This is a genomic window from Acidovorax soli (assembly GCF_014207955.1).
GTDB lineage: Bacteria > Pseudomonadota > Gammaproteobacteria > Burkholderiales > Burkholderiaceae_C > Acidovorax > Acidovorax soli_A.
Genome location: NZ_JACHLK010000028.1, coordinates 16,673 through 40,826, shown reverse-complemented (window position 1 = coordinate 40,826; position 24,154 = coordinate 16,673). Strand labels below are relative to the sequence as shown.

Genomic DNA, 24,154 nt, shown 5'->3' with positions numbered 1-24,154 from the left:
TACTTCGCTGACTCGTCGCGGATGTTTGAGCGGAGTTCGAAGAACGAAGCGAGTTCCGCGACGCCACCCCAGGACCGAGCATCGCAGGTTGCCCGTAGCGAAGCGGAGGGACGCAGACAGCGGGGCGCCTTTTCTTTGCCTACTTTCTTTTTGCGCAAAAAGAAAGTAGGTGCGCCGCCGGGCGCACATCCCGGCCCCCGCCCTCAAACCAGGCAAACAGCAACCATCAACAACAACACTTCAACTGCACAGAAAGAGCACAGAAAGAAGCCCGCTCAATCCAACACCACCCCCTGCACCTGCGTCCCCAACTTCAGATACAGCACCCCATCACTCCCCATGCGCCACGGAACCGTCTGCCCCGCATCGTTGCCAGCAGGCAGCACCCACAGCGGCACCAGGCGCCACACCTGGCCGCCCAGCGTGAGCGTGAATGCCCCGTCGCTGCTGCCCGGCTGCACAGCCAGCGTGGCGCCGGGTATCGCAGCGGTGAAGATCCCATTGGCCTGCGTGGCGTTCAGCAGCGATGGCAGCAGCAACTGCCCAGCGCCATTGCCGATCTGGAACACAATGCGCCCCTGCCCGTCCACACCGATGCGCGGTGCGCCCGCAGCGGTACCAGCGCCGGTCCAGTCGGGCCTGAGCACATAGGTCTGGCCGCCAGTGGCCAACTGCAGCACGCCCTCGGCACCCAGCTTGATCCTGGCATCCGGCAGCACCGCCGCCACCGCACTGGCCAGGCCGGCCAGGTCCGCCACAGCCGGCGCGAACTGCACCACCACACCACCGCGCACCCAGCGCAGCAGGCCCAGGGGTGTGAACGACAGGCCATCGGGCAGGCGCGCGTCGACGGTGACGGGCAGCACGGGCAGCAGTTGGAAGACCTGGGCACCATCGCGCACCAGCACCACACCGGTGGGCGCGGTCTCCAGGCCCTGGGCCAGGTTCGCGCCAGCCAGGCGTGCCACCGGGCCGCCCAGGCGGGCAAAGGCCTTGGCCTCCACCGTGATCGCAGCCGGCAGGTTGCTGAACCCCATGGCATCGCCCACCTGCTGCGCATCGCCCGCAATCGAGCCCAGCGAGATGGTCACGAGCCGGCCCTGCGCATCCACCAACAGGCGCTCACCCGCCAGCAGGCCCTTGCCCCCCAGTTCGGGCAGTACACCAGCAGGCGGCACCAGCGAACCGCTGACCACGGCCACGGTCAGCGGCTGCGCGTCGATGCGCGTGCCCGCCACACCCGAGCTGAGCAGCACCGTGCCAGCCAGGGCCATGGGCTGGCCCGCGCTGCTGCTGGCCATGGACGCAGCGCCCTGCAACACCACCAGCACCAGCACGCTCTGGCCGTTGACCTGGACTACTTGCAGTTGCGTGCCCGGCAGCGCCGTGACGGCCAGGGGCTGGCCGTTGACCACGATCTGCAGCACCACCGGCGTGGTGCCGGTGCCCGGCAGCACCAGGGTGGCGCCAGCGCCACCGGGGCCGACCACGATGGGCAGCGAGGGATCGGTGATGGTCACCACGCCGGGGCCGGTGACGCTGGTCTCGCTGGGGCCCGCAGGCGCTGGCGCATACGGCGTGGCCGAAGCGGTCCGGCCCACGCCCGTGCCCACCGTGGTGGTGGCCGTGACCGTGAAGGTATGCGCCACGCCCGCCGCCAGCCCGGTGATGGTGCAGGTGAGCGCCAGGCCCGGCGTGCAGCTGCCCCCGGGGCTGCCGCTCACGCTGTAGTGCGTGAGGCTGCCGCCCCCCAGCGCGGCCGGGGCCGTCCAGCTGATGGTGGCCTGCCCCTCGCCCGCCACGGCCGAGGCAGTGGCTGGTGCGCCGGGCAGCGCGAAGGTGGCGGCCGTGGTGGTGGCCGGCGTGGCGCTGTCGCCCGCCGCATTGCGTGCCACCAGGCGCAGGTCGTAGCTGGCGCCATTGGCCAGGCTGCCGACAATGCAGCCCAGGCTGGTGGTGTTGCACACCTCGGTGCTGCCGCCACCCGTGGTGTCGGTGACCACATAACGGTCGGCCCCGCCAGACGCGGCCCATGTCAGCGTGATCTGGCGCACGCCCGGGGTGGCCACCAGGCCGCTGGCAGCGGCCGGCAGCGCCAGGGTGGAGCCCGAGGTCAGTTGCGGCGTGGCGCTGGTGCCCGCCTCATTGCGCGCCACCAGGCTGAAGTTGGGGCTCGCGCCATTGCCCAGGCCCGTGACCACGCACGAGGTGGCCGAGGTGGTGCAGGCCGCCGTGCCGCCATCGCGCGTAACCACATAGTCCACAGCACCCGCGGTGGCGTCCCAGGACAGGGTGACCTGGCGCACCTGCCCGCTGCTGGCGGTGAAGAGGCCCGGGTCGGCAGGCAGGCTGGCCAGCACTTCCACCGGGCCGATCGCGCAGGCGCCCGCGCCCGTGGGCCGGGCCACGCCGCGCTGGTCGGTCGCGCCTGCACTGCAGGTGGCCGCAGCCAGCAGCGGGCTGCCCGCGCCGGGCAGGCGCGACCAGGTCGGGCCGCCGTTATCAGCCAGCGCGCCCAGCAGCGGATCTGCGGTCAGCGGGCTGCCGGTGCAGGACCCGCTGGTGACATTGACGCCGGAGCAACCGTTTTCCAACAGATTGCCGTCCAGGGGGTCAAGTGTCCCATCCGTGTGTATGGAAGCGCCGGACGTTGCGGCGCTGTTGCCCCACAGAACCGAGGACTGGACGGCCAGCTGGGTGCTGCTGCTCGCAGTGATCGCTCCGCCAAAGGTCGTCGCCGTATTGCCGATGAACGCGCTGTGCGCGACCGTGGTGGTGCTGGTGCCAGCGCCCGAGACCTGCACGAAGACCGCCCCGCCGCTGTTGGCCCCATTGCCGGAAAACGTCGAGTCGCGCAGGCTGGCGCTCACCGTACCGCCATCCACCGCCAGCAGCATGATGGCCCCACCCTGGTTGTCGGAGCGGTTGCCGCTGAAGCTGCTGCGGCTGATCTCGGGGCTGCTGGTGCCACCGTCATCGGCATGGGCATAGATTGCCCCCCCGTTGATCCAGGCGCGGTTGCCGCTGAAGGTGACATTGGCAATGCGCGGGCTGCAGACCCTGCCGGCGCCCGAGCCATTGCAGTACAGGCCGCCACCGCCACGGACGGTCGTGTCATTCGCGTGGCCGGCGGTGATGCTCAGCCCGTCGATCACCGTGTTGGCCGGGGTATAGCTGCCATTGCCCGGGCCGCCGTAGGTGCCGATGCGCACCACGTTGTAGCTGTTGTTGCCGGTGATGCTGCTGGCGTCCAGCACGATGCCGTTGGCATCGGCCGTGTCGTCCCCGCCGATGTCGCCCGACAGCACCGTCAGCCGGCTGTTGGTATTGCGTTGCGCGCGCAGCGTCTCGCCGCCGGCAAAGCCGCCATACAACTGCAGTGGCCGGTTGATCCCAAAGCTGTCGGTGCGCGCGCCGCCGGGCTTGTACAGGCCCTGGCGCAGCCAGATCTCATCGCAGCCACTGGCCGCCAGCGCGGCGGGCAGGGTCATCGCATCGGCCCAGGTGCTGCCATCGGCGGCACCACTGGCCGTGGGCGCTGCGCGGCAGATGGCGGCCTGGGCACTGCCGGCCGCTGCCGCCAGCAGCAGCAAGGGCACCAGCCAATGGCGCAGGCGCAGGGTCGTCGTGTGTCGGGCAGGAAGTCGGGACATGGTGGTGAAAATTCTCTTGGACAATCCGTTGCTGCTGGCCATGCCGGCGAGCCATGGGCCATGGGGCTTGGAATGGGCCGCAGCCTGCATCCAGGACCGCACGAACGCAACCACACCCGCGGCAGTGCACCGCCATGCGGCCGCGTGCAAACCGCCCTATCCTACAGTTGGTTACAGATCATTGCCAGAAATGAAGTGCGTCGACGGCAAGGCGCTTCACCCCCGCAGTGGGGCGATCGGAATGCGCCGTCGAAAACGGCCGGCGCCAACACAGAGCCCAAAGAAACAACCGTGTTGCGCACCGATTACGCCCGAGGTTGCGTTTTCCACGATCGCAGCCCCGCAGCGCCGGCTTTTGCACCATCCCGCGTTACAGTCAGGCCACGGGGGACATGAGGGTCCTCCCACAAGACCACCCAGGAGCCATGACGATGACGACCGCCGCCCAGCCCGCGCCCCAGACAAGCACCACCGCCGCCCCCAGCCACCAACAGGCCGCCAGCGCCTGCCTTGCTGCCTGGCTGGCGGCCGTGGTCGCCGAGATCCAGTACGAGAGCAACCGCCCCAACCCCGACACCGCCAAGATGGAGCGCCTGGTGGCCGAGCGCAGCAAGCTGTTCCAGGAGCGCACCGCGCTCGAGGCCAACGAAAAAGGCGCCCTGGCCCGCGTGGTGGCCGACTACGCTGCCGCCCTGCAGGCCCGCCGCTTCAAGGTGTGACGGCGACGCCGCGCCCAAGGCACTGAACCACCCACAGGGCTGCACCACCCATGCTTGCCCGCCCGCCCATCGCCCCGCTGCGCCCCTTTGTGCGCCTGCTCTGGGCGGGTTTCACACCGCCGGCGCTCGCCCGGCCCGGGCGCGAGCATGTGCTGCCCACCGGCCACATGCACCTGGCCCTGCGCTGGGGCGGGCCGCCGCTGCAACTGCTGCCGGCAGGCGATGCGCCGCATGGCGCCCAGGCCTGGTCCCCCGGCCCGGCCGTGGTGGGCGGTGCCCGGGCCGGCTACTACGCCAAGCAGGCCGGCACGCACGGCTGGTCGGTCGGGGCCCAGCTCGAACCCGGCGCTGCAGGCGCCCTGCTGCGCACCAGTGCGGCCGACCTGGCCGAGCGCCACACCCCGCTGGCCGATGTGTGCGGGCCGGGCGCGGTGGCGGAGCTGATGGAGCGCCTGCAGGCGCAGAGCGACCCCGAGGCCTGCCTGCGCGTGCTCGAAACCTGGCTGCTGGCCCGCATGGCCCGCACCGTGCGCGGCCTGCACCCGGCCATCGCCGCCGCCCTGGCCAGCCTGCACACGGGCGCCCCGGTGCAGCAGGCCGTGCAGGCCAGCGGCCTGAGCCACCGCCACCTGATCGCGCGCTTTCGCGACGCCACCGGCCTGGCGCCCAAGCAGCATGCCCGGGTCTTGCGGCTGCAGCTGGCGCTGGCCGCGCTGCAGGCACCGGCCCCGCAGCCCGCCGGCATTGCCGCCGATGCCGGCTTTGCCGACCAGGCGCATTTCACGCGCGAGTTCCGCGCACTCACCGGCGTCACCCCCATCGACTGGCTGCGCGCCGCGCCAGCGCAGCGCAACCACGTGCGCACCGGCTGAAACCCGAAGCCCCCCCGCCAGGTCAATTTTCTTCAAGACGCCGCCGGCCACGGGGCCTACAGTGGGACAGCACACCAACCACCCACCAGGAGATGTCCCCATGGTCCACGAACTCTTTCCCTACCTGCATGTCGCCGACGGCGCGGCCGCCATCCGCTTCTACGAAGAAGCCTTCGGCGCGCGCGAACTGTTCCGCCTGACCGAGCCGCCCACGGGCCGGCTGGGCCATGCCGAGCTCGACTTCGGCGGCACCACGCTGATGGTGAGCGACGAATACCCCGAGTGCGGCATCCACGGCCCGCGCCCCGGCAACCCGACCAGCGTGTCGCTGCACATCCACGTGGACAATGCCGACGCCGTGATCGCCCGCGCCCTGGCCCTGGGTGCCACATTGGAGCGGGAGGCACAGGACCAGTTCTTCGGCGAGCGCTCCGGCGTGGTGCGCGACCCCTTTGGCCACCGCTGGAACATCGGCCACTCGATCGAGCAGGTCGAGCCCCAGGAGATGCAGCGCCGCTACGACGCGCTCATGGCCCAAGGCGGCTGAGCCTTCGCACCCTCAAGCCGTCACCAGGCCGCGCAACTCCACACGCACCTGCAGCCCGCGCAGGCCACTGCTCTTGCCCAGCGCCAGCCGCCCGCCATAGGCCTGGGCGATCTGGCCCGCAATGGCCAGCCCCAGGCCGCTGCCCTGCACCGTTTCATCAAAGCGCAGGCCACGCTGGCCTGCCGCCTGCAGCTGCGCGGGCGTCATGCCCGGACCATCGTCTTCCACCTGCAGCACCAGGGCCGGGCCCTCGGCGCCCTGCCCATCCACATGCCCGGCAGCCTGCACGCCCAGCGACAGGCGCACCTCCGATGCCGCCCATTTGCCCGCGTTGTCCAGCAGGTTGCCCAGCACCTCCTCCAGGTCGGCGCGCTCGCCGCGCCAGCGCAGCGGGCCGGCCGGGGCCTGGCCATCATCCAGCGCCCAAACAAGCTCCTGCGCGGCATGCAGGCGCTGCATCATCTGCAGCACCTGGCCCGCGCACTCGCGCACATCCACCGCCGGGCCGGCAGCGCCCGGGTGGGCATGCAGCGCATCGCTCAGGGTGCGGGCCTGGTAGCGGTCCACCAGCTGGGCCATGGCGGCCACCTGGCGCTGCACCTCGGCAGCGGGCACCAGCGCCTGCGCGCTGGCCTGGGCGCTGAGCAGGGCCAGGGGCTTCTTGAGGGCGTGGTTCAGGTCCACCGCATGCGCGCGGGCGCGCGCCACCACATGGGCGTTGTGCGCCAGCAGGCCGGCCAGCTCGGCCTGCAAAGGCTGCAGGTCGCGCCCGGTGGGGGCGGCCAGGTGCTGCGCCACATCGGCGCCCGGGCCCTGGGGCGCGCGCAGGGCCGCCAGCAGTGCCTCCAGCCGGCGCAGCGGCGCCAGGCCCACGCGCACCTGCAGCCAGGCCAGGGCGCCGGCCAGGGCCATCAGCGCCAGGGCGGCCAGCACCAGGGTGCGGTCGATCTGGCGCATGCTGTCCTGCAGCTGCGCGGCCGGGCCGTAGACCACCAGCGTCGCTTCAACCGCAGGCGGCCCGATCTGCACGGCGCTGGTGTAGGCCAGCAACGGCTCCTGCATCGGCCCCGTGGCCAGGTGCAGCACGGGCGCGCCGCGCGCGGGCCCGGCGGCTGCGGTGGGCGGTGCGTCCATGTCCCACAGCGAGCGCGAGCGCAGCACCTGCTTGCCGGCCTGCGCCCGCCAGTACCAGCCGCCGTAGATGGCGCTGAACTCGTCCACCGCGCCCGCCTGCTCGCGCAGGCCAGCGCCCTGCGGGCCCACCAGCAGCCGCGCGCCCACGCGCTGGGCCTTGTCGCGCAGCACCTGCTCGAAGCTGGCCAGCAGGCTCTGGTGCATCTGCACGCGCAGCCACCAGCCGCCCGCGCCCACCAGCACCAGCATGGGCACCAGGGCCAGCAGCACGATGCGCGTGGCCATGGGCCACTGCGCCAGTTGCAACGCCAGGCGCTGGGCCAGCGCCATCAGGCCGGCCCCCCGGCGGCATCCTCGGGCCCGGCCTCCAGCCGAAAGCCCTGGCCGCGCTCGGTCACCAGCCGCGGCGCGCCGCCGAGCTTGCGCCGTATGCGGCCGATCAGCACGTCCAGCGTGTTCGAGTCCGGGTCCAGGTCGCGCGCGTACACATGCTCGCTGATGTCGCCACGCGTGAGCAGCCGCCCCGGGTGGTGCATGAAGTAGGCCAGGATGCGGTGCTCCTGCGCCGTGAGCTGCAGGCCCTGGCCCTGCAGCGCGAAACGGCCCTGCACCACGTCGTACTCCAGCGGGCCGGCACGCAGCACGCTGGCGGCCACGCCCGCCGTGCGCCGCAGCATGGCGCGCAGGCGCAGCACCACCTCGTCCATCAAAAAGGGCTTGGTCAGGTAATCGTCGGCCCCGGCGTTGAAGCCGGCGAGCTTGTCGCTCCAGCGGTTGCGCGCCGTCAGCACCAGCACCGGCCAGCCGCAGCCGGCCTCGCGCCAGTCGCGCAGCACGCTCAGCCCGTCCTTGCGCGGCAGGCCCAGGTCCAGCACCGCAGCGCTGTAGGCCTCGGCCGTGCCGGCGAAAGACGCGGCCTCGCCATCGTGCTCCACATCCACGGCAAAGCCCGCCGCCTCCAGCGCCTGCCGCAGTTGGCCGGCCAGCGCCTCATCGTCTTCCACAACCAACACACGCATGTCTATTCGTCCACCTTCTGGCGCAACACTTGCAGCGTCACGGCATCCACCTCAAGCTCCAGCTTGTGGCCGTTGGGCTGCAGCAGCTCCACGCTGTAGTGGGGCTGGCGCCGGTGGTCGGTCTCCAGCTCCACCTCCAGCACCAGGCCGGCAAAGCGCGGGTGCAGCGATTCGAGCAGGGCCCACATGGGTTTGATCGCGGCCTTGGGCGCGGCGCCCTGGGGCGGGTGGATCACCTCGCCGGTGGACACGTCCATCAGCAGCTTCATCTGACCCGCGGGCTTCTCGGAGAGCTTGACCTCGTACACCGCCTGGCCCTGCGCGTCGCGCTCGAACTCCAGCTCCGACACGCGCGCCCCGTAGCGCTGCTCCAGCCGCTTGATGTAGCGCGCCATCTGTGCGGGGCCCACAGGCTGCGTGGGCCAGTCGCTCTCCTGCGCCACCACGGCGCCTGTGGCAGCATCCACCAGCACCTCGTGCTTGCGGCCCTGCGCGTCGATGAGCTTGATCTCATAGCGCAGCTCGCCCTTGCGCCCGCGCTCGGTCTCCACGTCGATCACGCGGCCGTTGTACTGGCGGCTGATCTCGGCGATCACGCTGTTGAGCGGCTTGAGCTGCCCGTTGAGCACGCCCCGGCGCGCCGCCTCCTGCTCGGCGGGCACGCCCAGCGGGGGCGCCGCCAGCGCCGGCGCGCAGGCCAGCAGCAGCGCCGCCGCGCACGCGGCCACAAGGCCCATCCTTCGGCTCATCCTTCGTTGCATCGCGCGGATTATTGCGGACGAAGCTAAACGCCCCATGAACAAGGGCTTCACACCGTGTTTAGGCAGGGCTGGCCACACTGCCCTCCGTACCGACCAACCCCGAAAGGAAAGCACCGTGAAGAAGAAGACCCTTGCCACCCTGGCCCTGGCCGCCGCCCTGCCCTCCATCGCCCTGGCCCTGGGCGCGCAGGACGCGCTCCACGTCATCGCCCAGAACCAGTACGTGGCCGTGCACGACCTGCAAAAGCAATACGGCTACTGGACGGCCAAGGCCATCGCCAACGACGGCCAGCGCGCCACCGTGCTCGTGAAGGACGCCGACGCCAGCTTCACCGCCGTGCGCAAGAGCGACATCGGCACCACCCTGCCCGGCGTGGCCCAGGTGGCCCAGGCCCTGCGCGCCGGCGGCTGGACCTATGTGCACGACCTGGAGCTCGACGACGGCTTCTGGCAGGCCGAGGCGCGCCAGAACCTGCTGGGCGAAAAGGTGGAGTTCGTGCTGCACCCGCAGACGCTGGAAGTGCTCAGCCAGGTGGGCCGCAGCGGCGGCACCGTGGGCGGGCAGCCCGTGCTGGCGGCCGCGCAGATCAGCCAGTCCCTGCAGCAGGCCGGCTACACGCGCGTGCGCAGCGTGGAGTACGACGACGGCTTCTGGGAGGCCGAGGCCACCAACACCGCCGGCCAGGCCGTGGAACTGCGCCTGGACCCGCACACCGGCCGCGTGCTCAGCGAGCGGCTGGACGACTGAGCCCGGGCACGGCGGCCGCCAGGGCACCGGCTCAGACCCCGCCCTGCACCACCCACAGCGCCGCCCCCAGCAAGGCCCCCGTGCCCAGCAGCACGGCGGCCACGCGCCGCAGGCGTTGCACATGGAAGGCCCACAGCACCACCCCGGTGTACAGCACAAAGCCCAGCAGGCTCGCCAGCAGCACGGCAGGCGCCCTGTCCATGGCGCCCAGGGCCACCAGCGCATGCGCCAGCAACGCGCAGGCCAGCGCCGTGACGCCATAGCCGCCCGGCACCGCCAGCAGCACACGGCACAGCACGCCCCAGCGGTAGCGCGCCGTGCTGCGGGCCGCGGTCTTCATGCCAGCCTCCTGCGGGCTGTGGTGCGCGCTCCTGCACCCCGCTGCGGCCCGGCGGCGCTGGCATGGTGGCGCCACGCAACCCAGGCCACCAGCAGGCCCAGCGCCAGGGTGGTGAGTTCCAGCCCCGCGCGCTGGTGGTCGCCATGGGCCAGGTAGAGGCCCAGGTGCTGGCCCGTGGTCAGGCCGTTGAGCAGCGGCAGCGCCAGGCACATCAGCGCCACGGCGCACAACTGCTCACGCCAGGCCTGGCGCGGCGGGCGCAGGAGGGCATGCACCAGGCTCAGCGCCCACACCGCGAGAAAGACGCGTATCTCCCAGCTGCTGCGCGCCTGCAGCGCCAGCGGCAGCAGGCGGTTGCCATACAGGTAGGCGATGCTGGCCAGGGCTGCGCCCGCCAGCGCAGCCACGTTGAGCGCATCGATGCAGCGGTACATCGCCGGCGTGGCCGCGCCCCATTCGTTGCCGCCCCTGCTGCGCCGCTTCACCGCAAACAGCAGCAGGCCGGTGGCGATCATGGCCGTGCCCACCAGGCCGCAGACGAAGTACAGCCATTTCATCGCCCAGCCGCCAAAGGTGACCAGGTGCAATGCGCTGATGACGGGGTAGACCTCGCTCGCAAAACGCGGCTGCGCCCCGCGCTGCGGCATCTGCAGCACCTGGCCCGTGGCAGCGTCGAACAGCACCGCATCGGCCTGGTTGACCATGCGGCGGCTGGTGCCGGTATCGGGCTTGTGCTCCGCCACGCGCACCGTGGCCGGGCCTGCGGCGGGCCGCTGCACCACCACGCTGGCAACGGGCTCCTGCAGCAAAGGCTGGGCACGCTGCACCAGGTCGGCGAGGTCGGGGGCTGCCACACCGGGGGCGGCAGCCTGGGGCACGGGGCCGCCCTCCCGGGCGTTCAGCTCCGCCTGGTAGCGGCTGTAGGCCGTGGGGGCCGTGCCATACAGCGCCTGCAGCGGCCAGGGCATGTAGCTGGCGTAGAAATGCGCCAGCCCGGTGTAGACGATCATGAACAGAAAAGGCAGCGCCAGCACCGCCGTGGCGTTGTGCGCGTCAAGCCACGAGCGCTGGCCCTTGCCGGGGCGAAAGGTGAAGAAGTCCTGGAAGATGCGGCGGTGCACGACCACGCCCGACACCAGCGCCACCAGCATGCCCATGGACACCAGCCCCACCACCCAGAAGCCCGCGATGCCGCCCTGCAGCGAGTAGTGGAAAGACATGAAGTGCCGCCCCCCTTCGGTCACGCGCCTGGCCGGGGCGGGCACCGACTCACCCGTCTGCGGGTGCAACCGGGCTTCCACCCGCCCTCCCTGGGTGCGTGCGAAGACCGTGACGGCATCTTCACGGGTCAAGGGCAGTTGGATATGCCAGGTGCCGGCGCCCGGCGCGCTCTGTTCCAGATACCGAGCGCCCACCTGCACCGCCTGCAGGCGCTCCTGCCAGGGCAAGGGGCGCGCAGGCTGCTCCGCCAGCGGCGCGGCCTCCATCCAGCGCGTGATGGGCTCACGGAACACGCTGATCGTGCCGGTGAGAAAGATCGCGCACAGCAGCCAGCCGCACACCAGGCCGCACCAGGTGTGCAGCCAGGCCATGGTCTGGCGCAGGCCGGGCGCGGCCCTGGCTACGGAGCCCATGCGCGGGGCTCATGCGGATTTGCATTCGGCCGTATAACTAGGCGGGAAGCCGCAGACAGTGCTGTAGCACGGCAAGGCGAACCAACGACGTTAGACGGTTGAAGGAAAATCCGCATCAGAAGCTGCCGCGCAGCATCAAGAGGGCACTGCGTGGCTCGCCATACCAGTTGCCCCCGTGGATGGAGCCCACGGCCTTGTAGTAGGTCTTGTCGAACAGGTTGTTCAGGTTCAGCGAGGCCGACCAGTGGCGGTTGATGCGGTACTGCACGCTGGCATTCCAGACCGCATAGCCCGCCTGCGTGAAGCGGAAGGGCAAGGCCGCGCCATCGTACTTGCCCGTGGCCGGGTTGTAGCGGTTGACGGTGCCGCTCACATAGGTGGCGCTCTGCAGCGTGACGCCGCCGCCCAGCGTCCAGGGCGAGAGCTCGCCCGGCAACTGGTAGGTGCTCCACAGCTTGAACAAGTGCTTGGGCGTGATGGAGCTGTAGACCAACTGCGCCGGGTCGGTCTTGTTGCGGTTGTGGTTGTAGGTGTAGCCGGCAAACAGCTGCCAGCCCCGCGCCAGCTGGCCCGAGACCTCCATGTCCACCCCCTGGCTCACGATCTTGCCCTGGGCCACATAGCAGCATGAGAGGCCCAGGTCGCCCACGTCGGTCTCGGGGTAGCCGGGGTCGCGTGCGGCCTGGCCCGTGCGCTCGATGCGGTAGAGCGCGAACGCGGTGTTGAGCTTGCCATCGGCCAGCTCGCCCTTCATGCCCAGCTCCACGCTGCGGCCCCGGATGGGGTCGAGCGGCTTGCCCGGCAGCGGGCCGGCCAGCATGTTGGCCTGCGACTTGTGGATCTCGGTCACGCTGCCATAGGCTGTCCACTGCGGGCCCAGGTCGTACACCAGGCCCGCATAGGGCGTGAAGATGCCGCTCTCGCTGTAGTGCTCGCGGCCGCTGGAGCGGATGCCACCGGTCGCGGTGTAGTTGATGTAGGGCGTGTCGTAGGCGTAGCCCGCATAGCGCCCGCCCACGATGGCGGTGAGCTGGTCCGTGAGGCTCAGGTTGGCGCGCCCATACACCGCCTTTTGCGTTGCGCCATAGCCGGGGTAGCTGCGCGTCTTGCGCTCGCTGGTCGCCGCGGGAATGCGGCCGGGGTCGAAGCCGTAGACGTTGGTGAGCGAGGCCGGCGTGGCCATCTCGGAGTAGAAGGTGTCCTGGTCATCGCGCACCCGGGTCCAGTCCGCGCCCACCAGCAGCTTGTGCCGGCGCCCCAGCAGCGAGAACGGCCCGCTGGCATGCACGTCGATGCCTCTCTTCCCGGAGCGGAAGTCGTTGGAGAAACCGGTCCAGTTGGCGCCCAGGCCGGTCGCGGGGTCCACGGTGCCCGTGAGGCTCGCCAGGCGGGCATCGCTGTCCACCTTCTGCAGGTTCACCTGGGCCTTGAGCTTCCAGTCGCCGGCAATCTGCTGGTCCCACTGCGCGAACAGCTCGGTGGCGCTCTTGTCGTAGTGGCTCCAGCCAGCCATCAGCGCCGTGCTGCGCGGCAGCTTCAGATCGTCGCCATTGGGCGCACGGGGAATGCCCTCGCGCCAGGGCGTGGTCTGCAGCTTGCCGTGGCTGGCGCCCACCGTCACACGGCTGGCGCTGCCCACATCGGCCTCCAGAATGCCGTAGAGCAGGCTGTCCTGCGCATCCGCGCCCCGGTAGAAGAAATCCTTGCCGGTGTGGGCCAGCACGGCCCGGCCGCGCAGCGTGCCGGCCTCGTTCAGCGGGCCGGCCACATCCAGCTCGGCCTGCCGGCGGCTCCAGCTGCCAATGCCCACGGCGCCCAGGATCTGCCGCTGCGCCGTGGGCCGCTTGCGCACCAGGTTGATGGCGCCGCCCGGCTCGCCATTGCCGCTGAACAGCCCGTTGGCGCCGCGCACGATCTGCACGCTGTCGTACATGGCCAGGTTCGGGTCGAACAGCTGCTGGCTGAAGGCGTCCACGCTGGCGCCGTCGATCTGCACATTGCCGATCTCGAAGCCGCGCGACAGAAAGCTGGTGGCCATGCCGCCCAGGCCGCCCGCGCCGGCATAGTTCACCGTCACGCCGGTGGTCTGCTGCATCACCTCGCCCACGCTGGCCAGGGCCTGGTCCTCGATGCGCTGGCGCGTCACGACCGAGATGCTCTGCGGCGTCTCGCGCAGGTCCTGCCCCTTGCCCAGGGACACATGCGATGCGGCGTAGGAGCCCGTGCCCTCGGTGGCCTCCTGCTGCGCCTGGGCGGTGACGCGCACCTCGCCCAGCGCCCGGGTGTGGTTGCCCACGCGCTGCACGGTGATGGCCGCACCCTCGGGCACGGCCTCCAGGCCGCTGCCCGCCAGGGCCTTGCCCAGCGCCTCGTTCAGCGTCAGCGGGCCCTGCAGGGCCGGCGCCATGCGCCCCTGCACCAGGCCGGCGTCCGCGGCCACGGCCACCCCCCAGGTGCGGGCCAGGGCATTGAGCGCCTGGCCCAGGGGCTGGGCCGGCAGGTTCAGGCTGCGCGAAGCGGCCCAGGCCGCCTGGGCGGTGCCGCTTTGGGCATGGGCCGCTGGCACAGCGGCCCCTCCGGCTGCGGCCAGGCAGGCGATGGCGCAGGCCAGGGAGACCGTCTGGAGGCGGCTACCCCTTGGGCGCAATGCATTGCCGGCGGTGCCGTGCGAAAAAGAGCGGGCCTTGTCGTTGTTTCTCATCCGAATTCGTCCTGTGAAGTGCGTGTCTAAGTGCGTTCACAGTGAAGACGGACCACACCGGATTTACCGGACAAATATTTTTGAGGGGCTGCGTCAGCGCAGGTGGATGGCCATGCGCCCATCGGGCAGAGGTTCCACCCGCACCGGCAGCGAGCGTGGCAGGCTGGCGATGAAGGCACCAGGCTCGCGCAGCTTGAAGCTGCCGGTCAGCCGCAGGGCCTGCAGGCCCGCACTGCCCTCCAGCACCAGGGGCTTGGCCAGGTAGTCGTTCCAGCGCGCCACCACTTCGGGCAGGGGCGTCTGGTCGAACACCAGCCAGCCTTCGCGCCAGGCGCCCACATCCTCGGCATTGAGCGACTGGCGCACCAGCTGGCCGGCGGCATCGAGGTGCAGGCCCTGGCCCTGGGTCAGCACAGCATCGGGATCGCCATCGGTGGAGCTTGCTCGCCAAACGCCCACGCGCCCTTCGGCCACGCCGACCTGCAGGCCGGCGCCGGGCCGCTGCGCCACGGAAAATACCGTGCCCAGCACGCGCACACGCCCCAGGGGGGTCAGCACCTCGAGCGGGCGCGCGGCATCGTGCGCCACGTCCAGGCGGATCTCGCCCTGCAGCAGATGCACCTCGCGGCGCTGGCGGTAGAACACCACCGATGCGTCCGTGCCGGGCGCCAGGTCCAGCCGCGTGCCGTCCGGCAGGTCCCGGCCCAGTTGCTGCGCGTGGCCGGTGTGCAGGGCCAGGCGCTCCAGCGGCTGCAGCCAGTGCCAGCGGCCCAGCACGCCCGCCAGCCCCGCCAGGCCGGCCACGCCCAGCACCGACAGCGCACGGCGCCGCCGCACCGCCTGGGTGGCCGGCAGCGGCAGCTCGCCCTGCAGGCCCGCGCCCTCCGTGACGGCCCAGCCCGCCAGGGCCGCCCGCGCCGCCAGCTCGTTGCCGGGCTCCTCGGCACGCCAGCGCGCCAGCGCCGCAGCGGCTTGCCGCGCCACCTGCGGGCTGCCGCCATGCTGGCGGGCGATCAGCAGCAGCGCATGTTCAAGCCGCTTGCGGTCGCGCGTGCCATGCAGCGGGTTGCCGGCCATCATGGCGCCAGCCCCATGCAGTCGCACACCGCGCGCACCACGTGCTTCTCGATGGCGGCCTCGCTGATGCCCATGTGCGCTGCCGCCTCGGCATGGCTGAAGCCATAGATGCGCACCAGCACGAAGACCTCGCGCCGCTTGCGCGGCATGGCATGCAGGCAGCGCGACAGCAGCACCAGCTGCTCGCGCCCGGCCACCTGGCGCTCCGTCGAAGGTGCCTCCTGGGCGCTGACCAGGGCCAGGGTCTGCAGCATGTGCGCCTCGGCCAGGCGCCGGCGCGCATCGTCGATCACGATGTTCTTGCCCGTGCGAAACAGCAACGCGCGCAGATCGCGCACCGCCACATCGCGTGCCTGCAGCGCAAACACCCGGGCATAGCTCTCCTGCACCACATCGGCCGCAGCCTCGCGATCCCTCAGCGAATGGGCAAAGAAACGGACAAGTTCCGCGTAATAGTTCGCAGCCACAACAAACACCTCAGCGCGCCACAAGGCACGCCAAAAGGCACGCCGCACCGGCACGGGCCCCGGGCCGCACGCCGCCCTGGGGATCTGGAAAAGCGGCGACTCTATCAGAAAATGAGAATCACTCTCATTGATTTTCGCAGCACCAGCGCCACGGCCGAAACGGGAACATGGCGGTCTCCGTTACAAGAAGAAATAGAATGAGAATAGTTTTCATTCAATACAACACAGAGAGGAAGCAGATCCATGCCCATCCACCGCCGGTCCGTTCGACCCACCCCCATCGCCCTGTCGGTGCTCGCCCTGAGCGTCTCCCTGGCCGCCGCCACCGCAGGCGCCCAGACGGCAACCGCTCCCGCGGCCACGCTGGAGCAGGTCAACGTGCGCAGCAAGTACGAGCGTGAAGACCTGCCTGTGCGCGCCCCCGGCCACAAGGCCGCATCGGGCGCGCGCCTGGGCATCCTGGGTGCCACCTCCATCATGGAGGCGCCGGTCCACGTCAACGCCTACACGCGCGAGCTGGCCGAAGACTGGTCGGCGCTGACCTTGCAGGACGTGCTGGAGAACGACTCCGCCATCGTCTTCACCACCAACAAGAACCACCTGCTGCAGAACTTCAACCTGCGCGGCCTGGACATGACGGCCATGGACATCGCCACCAACGGCCTGTACGGCATCGCCCCGGCCAACTCGGTGCCGGTGGAGATGTTCGAGCGCATCGAGGTGCTGCGCGGCCCCAATGTGCTGCTCTCGGGCATGCCGCCGCTGTCCAGCGTGGCAGGCACCGTGAACATGGTGACCAAGCGCGCGCTCGCCCAGCCGGTGGCCGACCTGACGCTGACCTACGGCTCGCGCTCGTACTTCCAGGGCCATGCTGACGTGGGCAAGCGCTTTGGCGACGAAAAGCGCCTGGGCGTGCGCTTCAACGGCGTCTACGGCAGCGGCGAGATGGGCGCCAAGGACGAGGACCAGACCCGCCGCGTGGGCGCACTGGCACTGGACTACCTGGGCGAGCGCGCACGCTTCTCGCTCGATGTGTACAACAGCGCCAACAAGATCGAAGGCGGCAGCCCGGGCATGTTCAACTTCCTGGGCAATGCCGCGATCCCCGGCGTGGGCCGCCTGCTGGCGCCGCCCGAGGGCGACACCAACATGTTCCGCGGCACGCACGGCAAGTACGAGAACAGCGGCGCCCTGGCGCGTGCCGAGTTCGATTTCAGCCAGGACTGGCAGGGCTACTTCGCGCTGGGCGGCTCCGAAGCCGAGGGCCAAGGCCTGCTGTTCGGCACCCGCGCCTTCGTCACCGGCGCCGATGGCACCACGCGCGGCGCCATCTACAACGTGCACACCAAGTCCGAGCGCCGCACGGCCGAGGCTGGCGTGATCGGCCAGTTCGCCACCGGCAGCATCAAGCACCGCCTGCAGCTGTCGGCCAACATCCTCAAGCACCAGGAAGGCTCCTACAACACGGCCTGCAACTACTGCTACACCACCAACATGTACAACCCGGTGGTGCCGACCTTCCCCGCCGCGCCGGTCTTCAACGGCTACACCACCGAGAACGACTTCCGCTCGCTCGCCGTGGCCGACACCATGGCCTTTGCCGACGAAAAAGTGCTGCTCACCGTGGGCGGGCGCCACCAGACGGTGAAGATGCCCCTGCAAAAGTACAGCGAAAGCCGCTTCTCGCCCATGCTGGCCGCCGTGCTGCGGCCCTGGGGCGAAAGCGTCTCGCTGTTCGGCAACTACACCGAGGGCCTGGAGCCCGGCCAGGTGGTGGGCGTGGGCTACACCAACACCGGCGCATCCCTGGCACCCAAGCAGACCAAGCAGTTCGAGCTGGGCGTGAAGCTGCAGACCGGCGCGCTCACGCACACCGTGAGCGCCTTCGAGATCAAGCGCCCCTCCTTCATCAGCAACAACGCGGCCCCCCTGCCCACCCTGGTGGACGCCGGCGAGCAGCGCCTGCGCGGCGTGGAATGGAGCATGTACGGCCAGGTGGCGCAGACCGTGTCCCTGCTGGGCGGCATCACGCACATCACATCCGAGCAGCGCAACACCGGCCGCGACACCTTCGGCACGCCCGACTTGCGCGTGCGCATCGGCATGGACTGGCAGACCCCCGTGCAGGGCCTCAAGGTGGGCGGCCGCTTCATCCACACCGGCTCGCAGTGGTCCGACTCGGGCAACCGCCTGCGCATGCCCTCGTGGAGCCGCCTGGACCTGAACGCCAGCTACGCCACCCGGTTCGGCGCCACGCCCGTGCGCTTCAACGCCAGCGTGGAAAACGTGGGCGACAAGAAGTACTGGATCGGCACCTTCGGCGACGGCTTCGTGATGGCCGGCGCGCCACGCACCTTCAAGCTGTCCACCACGGTCTCGTTCTGATCCGCACCCGGCCCTGGGCCGGTTGCGCCCACTGCTTCACTTCAACGGTCCCAGATAGGTGGCCTGCATGCCGTCAAGCAGGAACAGGTGCTTGCCCTCCAGGTTGGCAAAGCGCCCCTGGTTGACCACGATGTCCACGCTGCCATTGCCCCAGCGCGTGGGCACCTGCACCACGGCGTCGGTGCGGCGCGACCAGTCGGCCGCGTCGGCCAGCTCGATGCGCTGGAAGCTGAAGTCCAGGTAGGGCATGGCGTGGCCCACGAACTCGCCGGCCTCGCCATCCATCTCCACCGTGTTGTTGAGCAGAAAGTAGTCGAGCTTGCCGCCCACGCCCAGCCAGCCGGTGTTCACGCCGGTGTAGCCGCGCGAGGCGTCCATGAGCGGCTTGCCATCGGCATAGAACGAGACGCGGTCGTTGGCAAAGTCCGCCAGGATCTCGTAGCGCACCCAGGTATTCGACTGGTAGCGCACGGGCGCGTCGGAGTAGATGCCGGGCACGCCGGTGTTGGCGCCCTCGGCGCGCGCCGTCATCGAGCCGCCCTCCTTGGCCGTCCAGACGTTGTTGTTGGCGTTGCTCGAGTCGGTCCAGTAAAAGCGGTAGTACTTGCCCGGCGCATTGATGGAAGACAGGTTCACATAGCCCGTGAAGTACATCTGCGCCTGGTAGCCGCGCGTATCCCACAGGTTCCAGTTGCGCAGCCGGTAGTTGCTGGGAAACTGGTCGCGCACGCCCTGCGTGATGCGCCGCTTGAGCCAGCGGCCCGAGGGCGTGACACCGCCGCTGTGCTCCACCGTGGCGCCCGAGGCCGTGGCCAGGGCGTTGAAATCGGTGGACGTGAGGATGGGGTAGATGCCATCGAGGTGCGCCTGCCAGCCCGCCTTGGTGTTGGCGGCCGGCGTGGCGGCGCCCGCGTTGTCGAAATCGGAAAAGCGCGCCAGCAGGTGGCGCTGGCCCTGGTAGCGGTAGTTGCCCACGTTGTGGTCGGCCTTGGTGCCCAGGTTCGCGGCCTGGATGGTGTAGCGGCTGCCGTGGCTGAAGCTGCCGCCCTGGGCCGGCGCCGGTGCGGGGGCCGGGCTGGTCCCCGTGCCCGGCGGCGATGGGGCGGGCGCGGGCACGATGGCCACCCCGGGCGTGGGCGCCGCGGCATCGCAGTTGGCGCGCACCGGCTCATTGCCGGCAAACTGCGCCACCACGCCAAAGCGCTGGCGCGCCAGCAGGTCCTCGAAGCTCTGCGCCCCCGCGGCCCCGTAGCCCACGAAGAGCGTGATCCCGGGCAGCATGCCCGGCCCCTGCAGGCCGGGCTCGGACAGGCCCACCTCCAGCGTCGCTGCCCCAGCCCCTGCCAGACCGCGCCGGGGGTGCTGCACCGCGCGCGCCACCGGCGGCACCACGCCGATGCCCGGCGGCAGCACCACCCACTGGCCCTGCGTGTTCTGGAAGGCCCAGGCCCCCTGCCAATGCACGCCCTTGTACAGATCGAACAGCGCATCGGGGCTCTCGGGCCCCAGGTCCAGCAGCGCCCGGCCCACCAGGCCCTGGCCCGCATGGAAACAGGTGCTGGCGCTGGCCAGCGCGGGAGGCAGGGGTGTGGCCGCCGTGGCACGGCCGGCACAGGCTGCCAGGCCCAGCAGCAGGGCCGCTGCGGTGGCGATGGCCGATACGGTGGCGCGGGGCGCGGCAGCGCGGCCCGCCCTGGTGGTGGTTGCCATGGTGAAGAATCCCTCCCGGTGTCGCTTGTGTGTTGGGCCAACGGGCATCCGCCGCGACTGGCGGGCCGCCGCCCAGTGTCACCAACTTTGCGGCCAGCGCGCGCGCGGGTGGGCGGGAAATTGTGGCGATGTGTTACTGCAAGTGCCCGTAGCCGCTCAGGCGCACCGCCGCGTGCAGCGCCTGGCGCGCGGCCGGCTTGCCGCTCAGGCTGTCGGCCAGGGTGATGGATCCGCCGCCGCGCAGCCGGGCGTACAAGGTGTAGACCTCTTCGCCCGGGCCATTGCCCAGGCTTTGCCGGTAGGCCAGGCGGATGGCCAGGCCCTGCACATCGGCCGCGGGGCGTTGGGTGAAGGCGGTGCGCAGGCCCAGCAGCTGCCGTTCCATGCGGATGCCTTGCTGCGCGCTCAGCGTGCTGGTGCGCCGGTTGCCCACGGCGAACAAGGCCCAGGCCACCAGCAGCGCGGCGGCCAGGCTGGCGCCCAGGCGCACCGGCAGCGGTGCGAGCACGGCGAGCGCCAGGAACAGCGGCACGCCGATGAGCGCCCCGGTAAGGATGACAACGCGCTGCGCGCGCCACATGCGCCCCGCAGGCTGCGTGATCTGCACGCCACCGCCAGGCAGCGGCTGCAGCCGGCACACACCGGCCAACGGATCGGTGCCGGGCACCAGGCCCTCGTCGTCCACCAGGGCCTGCGTGCCATCGCCTCCCGCTGCCACAGCCACGCCGGCACCCGCCACCACGGGCACGCGGAACTGCGCGCGGTAGCCATGGGCATCGTCCTCATCGAGGATCTCCAGGCGCCAGTGCACGCCGGGCTCATCGCTGGTGGGCAGGCCCGCAGGCACCTGCAGCCGCCACCGCAGGCGCACCGTGCCCGGGCCTTGCGCATGCACCTGGGCGCGCGCGCTGGCGCTCCACTGCAGGTCTTCGGTCTCATGCCGCTCGTCGCCCATGCGCAGGCTGCGGCTGCGCAGGCACAGCAGGCGCGCGCTGTAGCGCATGGTCTGGCGCAATGGCGCGCGAATGTCCACCTGCGCCGTGAACGGCGCGCCCAGGCGCACGGGCAGCAGGCTCAGAGCGAGCTGCGCATCGCCAAAGCGCAGGCGCATGCGCCGGCGCCTGTACAGCGCACGCAGCAGCCCCAGGGTGATGAGCGGAAAGACCAGCACGATGGCGGCCGCAGGCCGGCCCTGCCAGGCACCGGGCAGCACCTGCAGGCACAGCCATACGCTCATGCCCAGCGCCGCCACGGCAAAGCCGGCGAGCAGACGGGTCTCCAGCTTCTGCAGGCTGCTGATGGGGCCAGCGCTGCCGCCCCCCTCGGGCGCGATGCCTTGCACATGGCCGCCGGCCGTGGCGGGGTACAGGTCTTCGCCCCGGCTGCCCCGGCGGTGGTTGCGCCAGGCCCAGGCCATGAGGCCGACGCCCACACCGCCAAAAGTCACCACGAAAATGGACCACAGGCGCAGCAGCGGCCAGCGGATGCTGCGGTCCAGCACCGCCTGTGCCGGGTCGGCGGGGTTCACATAGGCCGTCACCGGCTCGCGCGCCTGGTGCGCCCGCTCCAGCCGCTTGCCCAGGCTGTACTGGAAGTGGGCCACATCGTCAGGCCCGGCGTTGATGGCAGCCCGCGTGCCCGTGTAGCGCACACCGCCCAGCGTGTAGTGGTATGTGGCGCTCACGCCGTACGTCACCTTGCCCTTGCCCGGGCGGTAGGTCTGCAGCGCCGCATCCACCAGCGTGGCCGGCACCGGCCGCCAGGCCTGCATGCGCCAGCCGTCGTACAGCGTGGGCACGATGGCTGCGAACAGAAACACCAGCCCCACCACGGCGAAAGGCAGCGCAAACAACCCCAGCACCAGCCAGCCCCGTGGGGGCATGTTCTTGCGGTTCAAGGTGGTGGTCATGGCCATGCGGGCGGGGCTCCAGGGGGGCGATGGATGGAAGCCCGCAGTGTAGAAATCCCCACCACGGCCGCAGGGCAATTCCATGCAGCTTGCCGGGTGTCTGTGGCACAGGGACCACATCGCGGCCTGCGGCTTCACCGCCGAAGCACGGGGACTTCAGCCGGGTTGGGCCACGCCGAAGGTTCCTCTTCTCCCCCCGCGACCGGCACGGACAGGCCTATGCCGCCACGCCCAGCTTGTCCAGCAGGCCCGCGGCGCGGTAGGGCAGCTCCTTCACCCCCTCCAACAGGAACACCGTGGAGCGCGAATGCTGCGTGCGCAGCGGGATCAGCGGCGCATAGGCGTCCGAGTCGTACCAGGCGCGCGCCTGTTCCATGCTCGGGAAGGCGATCACCACGCAGTCGCCGCCAAAGCTGCCTTCGCGCAGCTCGGGCCGCGTGCCATGCACCAGGAACTCGCCGCCATAGGGCGCCAGCGTGGCGTCGATGCGCTGCAGGTAGCTCACGATGTCGGGGCCGAACTGCAGGTCTTCGAGCAGGCCGATGGCGTATGCGGTCATGGTGGATCTCCTTCGTGGCTTGGTGGGTTGCGATGGGTCCACTGTAGGCAAGGCCTTGCTGCGGGTCGATTACCTGACAGGTCATGCACCGCACGAAGCGGGGCGGCGGGCGGCGCCGCAGCCCCCTTGGCCAGCCCGGCCATGGCGCAGGCGCGTGCGATAATTTCTGCACGCCTCCCGCGTTTTGGATCAGCCGCCGCCACATCTCAGCCACGAAGGGAGTTCCTGGTCCACACCGGCTGAGGTGTCCCGTGCCCGAGCGCTACTATCGAGAATTGCTGCGGTATTTCACCCGCAGGGCCGGCAACGGCGACACGGCGGCCGACGTCGTGCAGGAGGCCTATTCCCGCGTGCTGGCACTGCAGAGCACCGGCAAGCCGGTCTTCGAGCCCCGCGCGCTGCTGTACCAGACGGCCCGCAACGTCCTCACCAACCAGGCCCTGCGGCGCGCGGCAGAGGTGCGCATGCTCGACACGCTGGCGCTGGTGCACTGTGACAGCGCTCCTTCGGTGGAGCGCGAGGTCAGCGCCCGCCAGCAACTGCACCGGCTGCTGGCGCTGCTGCAGCGCATGCCGCGCAAGCGGCGCGATGCCTTCATCCTGGTGCGCGTGCACGGCATGAGCCACGCGCAGACCGCCGCGCACATGGAAATCAGCACCAAGGCAGTCGAGCGGCACATCACGCGCGCCCTGCTCGATTGCGCCGGCTACACCAGCGCCAGAGACTGACCCACAGGCCATGCAGCACCACCCCCACCCCACGCCCGGCGCGCCCGAGCCGCTGCTGCGCGCCGACGAGCGCCGCGCCCCGCGCAAGCTGGTGGCGCATGCGCTGACGCTGATCGCCCGCATCCACGGCGGCACCGCGCACGAGGCCGCCGCGGCCGAGGCCGAGCTGGCCGCCTGGCGCCAGGCCCTGCCCGCCCATGCCGAGGCCGCAGGCACCGCCCAGCGCATCTGGAACGCCACCGACGCCAGCGGCCTGCGCGCCACCAGCGCCGCCCCACCCTCGGCCGCCCAGCAGCGCCAGGGCCGGCGCCGCGCCGTCGGCCTGCTGGGCGCCACCGGCCTGCTGGCCGCGCTGGGCCTGGGCGGGCGTTGGTACTGGCACCAGCCCACCTTCGAGCTGGCGCTGCGCACCGGCCGCGCGCAAGCCCTGTCGCACACCCTGCCCGATGGCAGCCAGCTGGACCTGGCGGCGCACACGGCAGTGCAGATCCGCTGGTTCCGCGGCCAGCGCGTGGTGCAGCTGGCGCACGGCGAGGCCCGCTTCGACGTGGCACCCGACAGCGAGCGCCCCTTCCTCGTGCAAACGCCCTTCGGGCGCGTGCGCGTGCTGGGCACCGTGTTCACCGTGGCCGCACGCGACGGCCGCATGCAGGTCCAGGTGGCGCAGGGCCGCGTGGCCGTATGGGCTGGCGCACAGGCCGGGCAGGCCGTGCAGACCCTGGAGGCGGACGATCCGCCCGGCATCGAGCTGCTGCGCGGCGAGGCGGTGGAAGCGGGGCCACAGGGCCTGGGCCCGCGCGCCAGTGTGGACCCGGCCGACGTGGGCGCCTGGAAGCAGGGCTGGCTGGTGTTCCGCAATGCGCGCCTGACCGAAGTGGCAGCGCGCTGGAACGACTACCTGGGCAAGCCGCTGCGCCTGGCCGACGACCCCGAACTGCACGCCATGCGCGTGACGGGGCGCTACGCGGTGCGCGACCCGCAGGCCTTCCTCGATGCGCTGGCCCTCATGCTGCCGCTGCGCGCCGAGCACACCAACAGCCGCGAAGGCAGCGTCGAGATTGCACGGCTGCCCAGGTAAGAACCTGTTCAAGCGCAGGCCCACCCCACATCGGCGCAAAAAATTTTTGTGGGGTTGGGCCCGGCTGGATTGTCTTCTGTTCGAAACCCCTTGAAAGGCCTTCGAACATGAGC

Annotated in this window: 19 protein-coding genes; 7 read left to right on the top strand and 12 right to left on the bottom strand. The window is 70.8% G+C overall.

Translation table 11 applies throughout. From position 1 onward, the window contains the following. Nucleotides 1-275: 275 nt before the first annotated feature. Complete coding sequence (locus HNP48_RS33885; RefSeq protein ID WP_184865800.1) at nucleotides 276-3,653, bottom strand: choice-of-anchor Q domain-containing protein; 3,378 nt, start codon at nucleotides 3,651-3,653, stop codon at nucleotides 276-278. A gap of 431 nt (nucleotides 3,654-4,084) precedes the next feature. On the opposite strand from HNP48_RS33885, the gene HNP48_RS33880 reads away from it, so the two are divergent. From HNP48_RS33880 to HNP48_RS33870, 3 genes are all read left to right on the top strand, one after another. Further along, nucleotides 4,085-4,372 carry a hypothetical protein gene (locus HNP48_RS33880; protein WP_184865798.1) on the top strand — a complete coding sequence of 96 codons (288 nt, stop codon included), beginning with the start codon at nucleotides 4,085-4,087 and terminating at the stop codon, nucleotides 4,370-4,372. A gap of 50 nt (nucleotides 4,373-4,422) precedes the next feature. Continuing rightward, nucleotides 4,423-5,244 carry an AraC family transcriptional regulator gene (locus HNP48_RS33875; protein WP_184865796.1) on the top strand — a complete coding sequence of 274 codons (822 nt, stop codon included), beginning with the start codon at nucleotides 4,423-4,425 and terminating at the stop codon, nucleotides 5,242-5,244. Between the two features lie 100 nt (nucleotides 5,245-5,344). Beyond that, nucleotides 5,345-5,791, top strand: a complete 447-nt coding sequence (locus HNP48_RS33870; protein ID WP_184865794.1) for a VOC family protein — start codon at nucleotides 5,345-5,347, stop codon at nucleotides 5,789-5,791. Nucleotides 5,792-5,803: 12 nt separating this feature from the next. Here the strand turns inward: HNP48_RS33870 and HNP48_RS33865 are convergent, their stop codons facing one another. Genes HNP48_RS33865 through HNP48_RS33855 form a run of 3 tightly spaced genes read right to left on the bottom strand, consistent with a single transcriptional unit; the run spans nucleotide 5,804 to nucleotide 8,681 of the window. Then, nucleotides 5,804-7,255 carry a sensor histidine kinase gene (locus HNP48_RS33865; protein WP_184865792.1) on the bottom strand — a complete coding sequence of 484 codons (1,452 nt, stop codon included), beginning with the start codon at nucleotides 7,253-7,255 and terminating at the stop codon, nucleotides 5,804-5,806. Further along, a complete protein-coding gene (locus HNP48_RS33860; protein WP_184865790.1) occupies nucleotides 7,255-7,944 on the bottom strand; it encodes a response regulator transcription factor in 690 nt (229 codons plus the stop codon). Before HNP48_RS33860 ends, HNP48_RS33865 begins: the two co-directional genes overlap by 1 nt. A gap of 2 nt (nucleotides 7,945-7,946) precedes the next feature. After that, complete coding sequence (locus HNP48_RS33855) at nucleotides 7,947-8,681, bottom strand: PepSY domain-containing protein (RefSeq protein WP_260420489.1); 735 nt, start codon at nucleotides 8,679-8,681, stop codon at nucleotides 7,947-7,949. Nucleotides 8,682-8,820: 139 nt separating this feature from the next. On the opposite strand from HNP48_RS33855, the gene HNP48_RS33850 reads away from it, so the two are divergent. Then, nucleotides 8,821-9,453 (top strand): PepSY domain-containing protein, encoded by a 633-nt coding sequence (locus HNP48_RS33850; RefSeq protein WP_184865788.1) that lies wholly within the window; start codon nucleotides 8,821-8,823, stop codon nucleotides 9,451-9,453. Between the two features lie 31 nt (nucleotides 9,454-9,484). On the opposite strand, the gene HNP48_RS33845 is transcribed toward HNP48_RS33850, so the two are convergent. The 5 genes from HNP48_RS33845 to HNP48_RS33825 form a co-directional block, all read right to left on the bottom strand. After that, nucleotides 9,485-9,793 carry a hypothetical protein gene (locus tag HNP48_RS33845; RefSeq protein WP_184865786.1) on the bottom strand — a complete coding sequence of 103 codons (309 nt, stop codon included), beginning with the start codon at nucleotides 9,791-9,793 and terminating at the stop codon, nucleotides 9,485-9,487. After that, entirely contained in the window at nucleotides 9,790-11,427 is a 1,638-nt protein-coding gene (locus HNP48_RS33840; protein WP_184865784.1) for a PepSY domain-containing protein, read from the bottom strand. Before HNP48_RS33840 ends, HNP48_RS33845 begins: the two co-directional genes overlap by 4 nt. Nucleotides 11,428-11,542: 115 nt before the next feature. Then, nucleotides 11,543-14,128: a TonB-dependent siderophore receptor gene (locus HNP48_RS33835; protein WP_184865782.1), complete on the bottom strand. Its 2,586-nt coding sequence runs from the start codon at nucleotides 14,126-14,128 to the stop codon at nucleotides 11,543-11,545. Nucleotides 14,129-14,221: 93 nt separating this feature from the next. Continuing rightward, entirely contained in the window at nucleotides 14,222-15,208 is a 987-nt protein-coding gene (locus tag HNP48_RS33830; RefSeq protein WP_260420488.1) for a FecR family protein, read from the bottom strand. Beyond that, nucleotides 15,205-15,672 carry a sigma-70 family RNA polymerase sigma factor gene (locus tag HNP48_RS33825; RefSeq protein ID WP_184865780.1) on the bottom strand — a complete coding sequence of 156 codons (468 nt, stop codon included), beginning with the start codon at nucleotides 15,670-15,672 and terminating at the stop codon, nucleotides 15,205-15,207. Before HNP48_RS33825 ends, HNP48_RS33830 begins: the two co-directional genes overlap by 4 nt. A 243-nt stretch (nucleotides 15,673-15,915) precedes the next feature. Here HNP48_RS33825 and HNP48_RS33820 point away from each other — a divergent pair, with 243 nt between their 5' ends. Continuing rightward, the gene (locus HNP48_RS33820) at nucleotides 15,916-18,057 is read left to right on the top strand and encodes a TonB-dependent siderophore receptor (protein WP_184865778.1); all 2,142 of its coding nucleotides are present in this window, start codon (nucleotides 15,916-15,918) and stop codon (nucleotides 18,055-18,057) included. Nucleotides 18,058-18,093: 36 nt separating this feature from the next. Here HNP48_RS33820 and HNP48_RS33815 read toward each other — a convergent pair whose 3' ends face one another. From HNP48_RS33815 to HNP48_RS33805, 3 genes are all read right to left on the bottom strand, one after another. Further along, nucleotides 18,094-19,767, bottom strand: coding sequence for a hypothetical protein (locus tag HNP48_RS33815; protein ID WP_184865776.1), 1,674 nt, complete (start codon nucleotides 19,765-19,767; stop codon nucleotides 18,094-18,096). A gap of 133 nt (nucleotides 19,768-19,900) precedes the next feature. Next, nucleotides 19,901-21,682: a DUF3592 domain-containing protein gene (locus HNP48_RS33810; RefSeq protein ID WP_184865774.1), complete on the bottom strand. Its 1,782-nt coding sequence runs from the start codon at nucleotides 21,680-21,682 to the stop codon at nucleotides 19,901-19,903. A 211-nt stretch (nucleotides 21,683-21,893) separates the two neighbouring features. Beyond that, nucleotides 21,894-22,235 (bottom strand): DUF1330 domain-containing protein, encoded by a 342-nt coding sequence (locus HNP48_RS33805; protein WP_184865772.1) that lies wholly within the window; start codon nucleotides 22,233-22,235, stop codon nucleotides 21,894-21,896. A 251-nt stretch (nucleotides 22,236-22,486) separates the two neighbouring features. Here HNP48_RS33805 and HNP48_RS33800 point away from each other — a divergent pair, with 251 nt between their 5' ends. Together HNP48_RS33800 and HNP48_RS33795 are read left to right on the top strand one after the other, a co-directional pair. Further along, nucleotides 22,487-22,963, top strand: coding sequence for an RNA polymerase sigma factor (locus HNP48_RS33800; RefSeq protein WP_184865770.1), 477 nt, complete (start codon nucleotides 22,487-22,489; stop codon nucleotides 22,961-22,963). Between the two features lie 10 nt (nucleotides 22,964-22,973). After that, nucleotides 22,974-24,041, top strand: coding sequence for a FecR family protein (locus HNP48_RS33795; protein WP_184865768.1), 1,068 nt, complete (start codon nucleotides 22,974-22,976; stop codon nucleotides 24,039-24,041). Nucleotides 24,042-24,154 lie beyond the last annotated feature (113 nt).

Excerpts from the sequence above, each read along its gene's own strand:
- HNP48_RS33885 (WP_184865800.1), bottom strand. The coding sequence starts at position 3,653 with ATGTCCCGACTTCCTGCCCGACACACGACGACCCTGCGCCTGCGCCAT.
- HNP48_RS33880 (WP_184865798.1), top strand. The coding sequence starts at position 4,085 with ATGACGACCGCCGCCCAGCCCGCGCCCCAGACAAGCACCACCGCCGCC.
- HNP48_RS33875 (WP_184865796.1), top strand. The coding sequence starts at position 4,423 with ATGCTTGCCCGCCCGCCCATCGCCCCGCTGCGCCCCTTTGTGCGCCTG.
- HNP48_RS33870 (WP_184865794.1), top strand. The coding sequence starts at position 5,345 with ATGGTCCACGAACTCTTTCCCTACCTGCATGTCGCCGACGGCGCGGCC.
- HNP48_RS33865 (WP_184865792.1), bottom strand. The coding sequence starts at position 7,255 with ATGGCGCTGGCCCAGCGCCTGGCGTTGCAACTGGCGCAGTGGCCCATG.
- HNP48_RS33860 (WP_184865790.1), bottom strand. The coding sequence starts at position 7,944 with ATGCGTGTGTTGGTTGTGGAAGACGATGAGGCGCTGGCCGGCCAACTG.
- HNP48_RS33855 (WP_260420489.1), bottom strand. The coding sequence starts at position 8,681 with ATGGGCCTTGTGGCCGCGTGCGCGGCGGCGCTGCTGCTGGCCTGCGCG.
- HNP48_RS33845 (WP_184865786.1), bottom strand. The coding sequence starts at position 9,793 with ATGAAGACCGCGGCCCGCAGCACGGCGCGCTACCGCTGGGGCGTGCTG.
- HNP48_RS33840 (WP_184865784.1), bottom strand. The coding sequence starts at position 11,427 with ATGGGCTCCGTAGCCAGGGCCGCGCCCGGCCTGCGCCAGACCATGGCC.
- HNP48_RS33835 (WP_184865782.1), bottom strand. The coding sequence starts at position 14,128 with ATGAGAAACAACGACAAGGCCCGCTCTTTTTCGCACGGCACCGCCGGC.
- HNP48_RS33830 (WP_260420488.1), bottom strand. The coding sequence starts at position 15,208 with ATGATGGCCGGCAACCCGCTGCATGGCACGCGCGACCGCAAGCGGCTT.
- HNP48_RS33820 (WP_184865778.1), top strand. The coding sequence starts at position 15,916 with ATGCCCATCCACCGCCGGTCCGTTCGACCCACCCCCATCGCCCTGTCG.
- HNP48_RS33815 (WP_184865776.1), bottom strand. The coding sequence starts at position 19,767 with ATGGCAACCACCACCAGGGCGGGCCGCGCTGCCGCGCCCCGCGCCACC.
- HNP48_RS33810 (WP_184865774.1), bottom strand. The coding sequence starts at position 21,682 with ATGGCCATGACCACCACCTTGAACCGCAAGAACATGCCCCCACGGGGC.
- HNP48_RS33805 (WP_184865772.1), bottom strand. The coding sequence starts at position 22,235 with ATGACCGCATACGCCATCGGCCTGCTCGAAGACCTGCAGTTCGGCCCC.
- HNP48_RS33795 (WP_184865768.1), top strand. The coding sequence starts at position 22,974 with ATGCAGCACCACCCCCACCCCACGCCCGGCGCGCCCGAGCCGCTGCTG.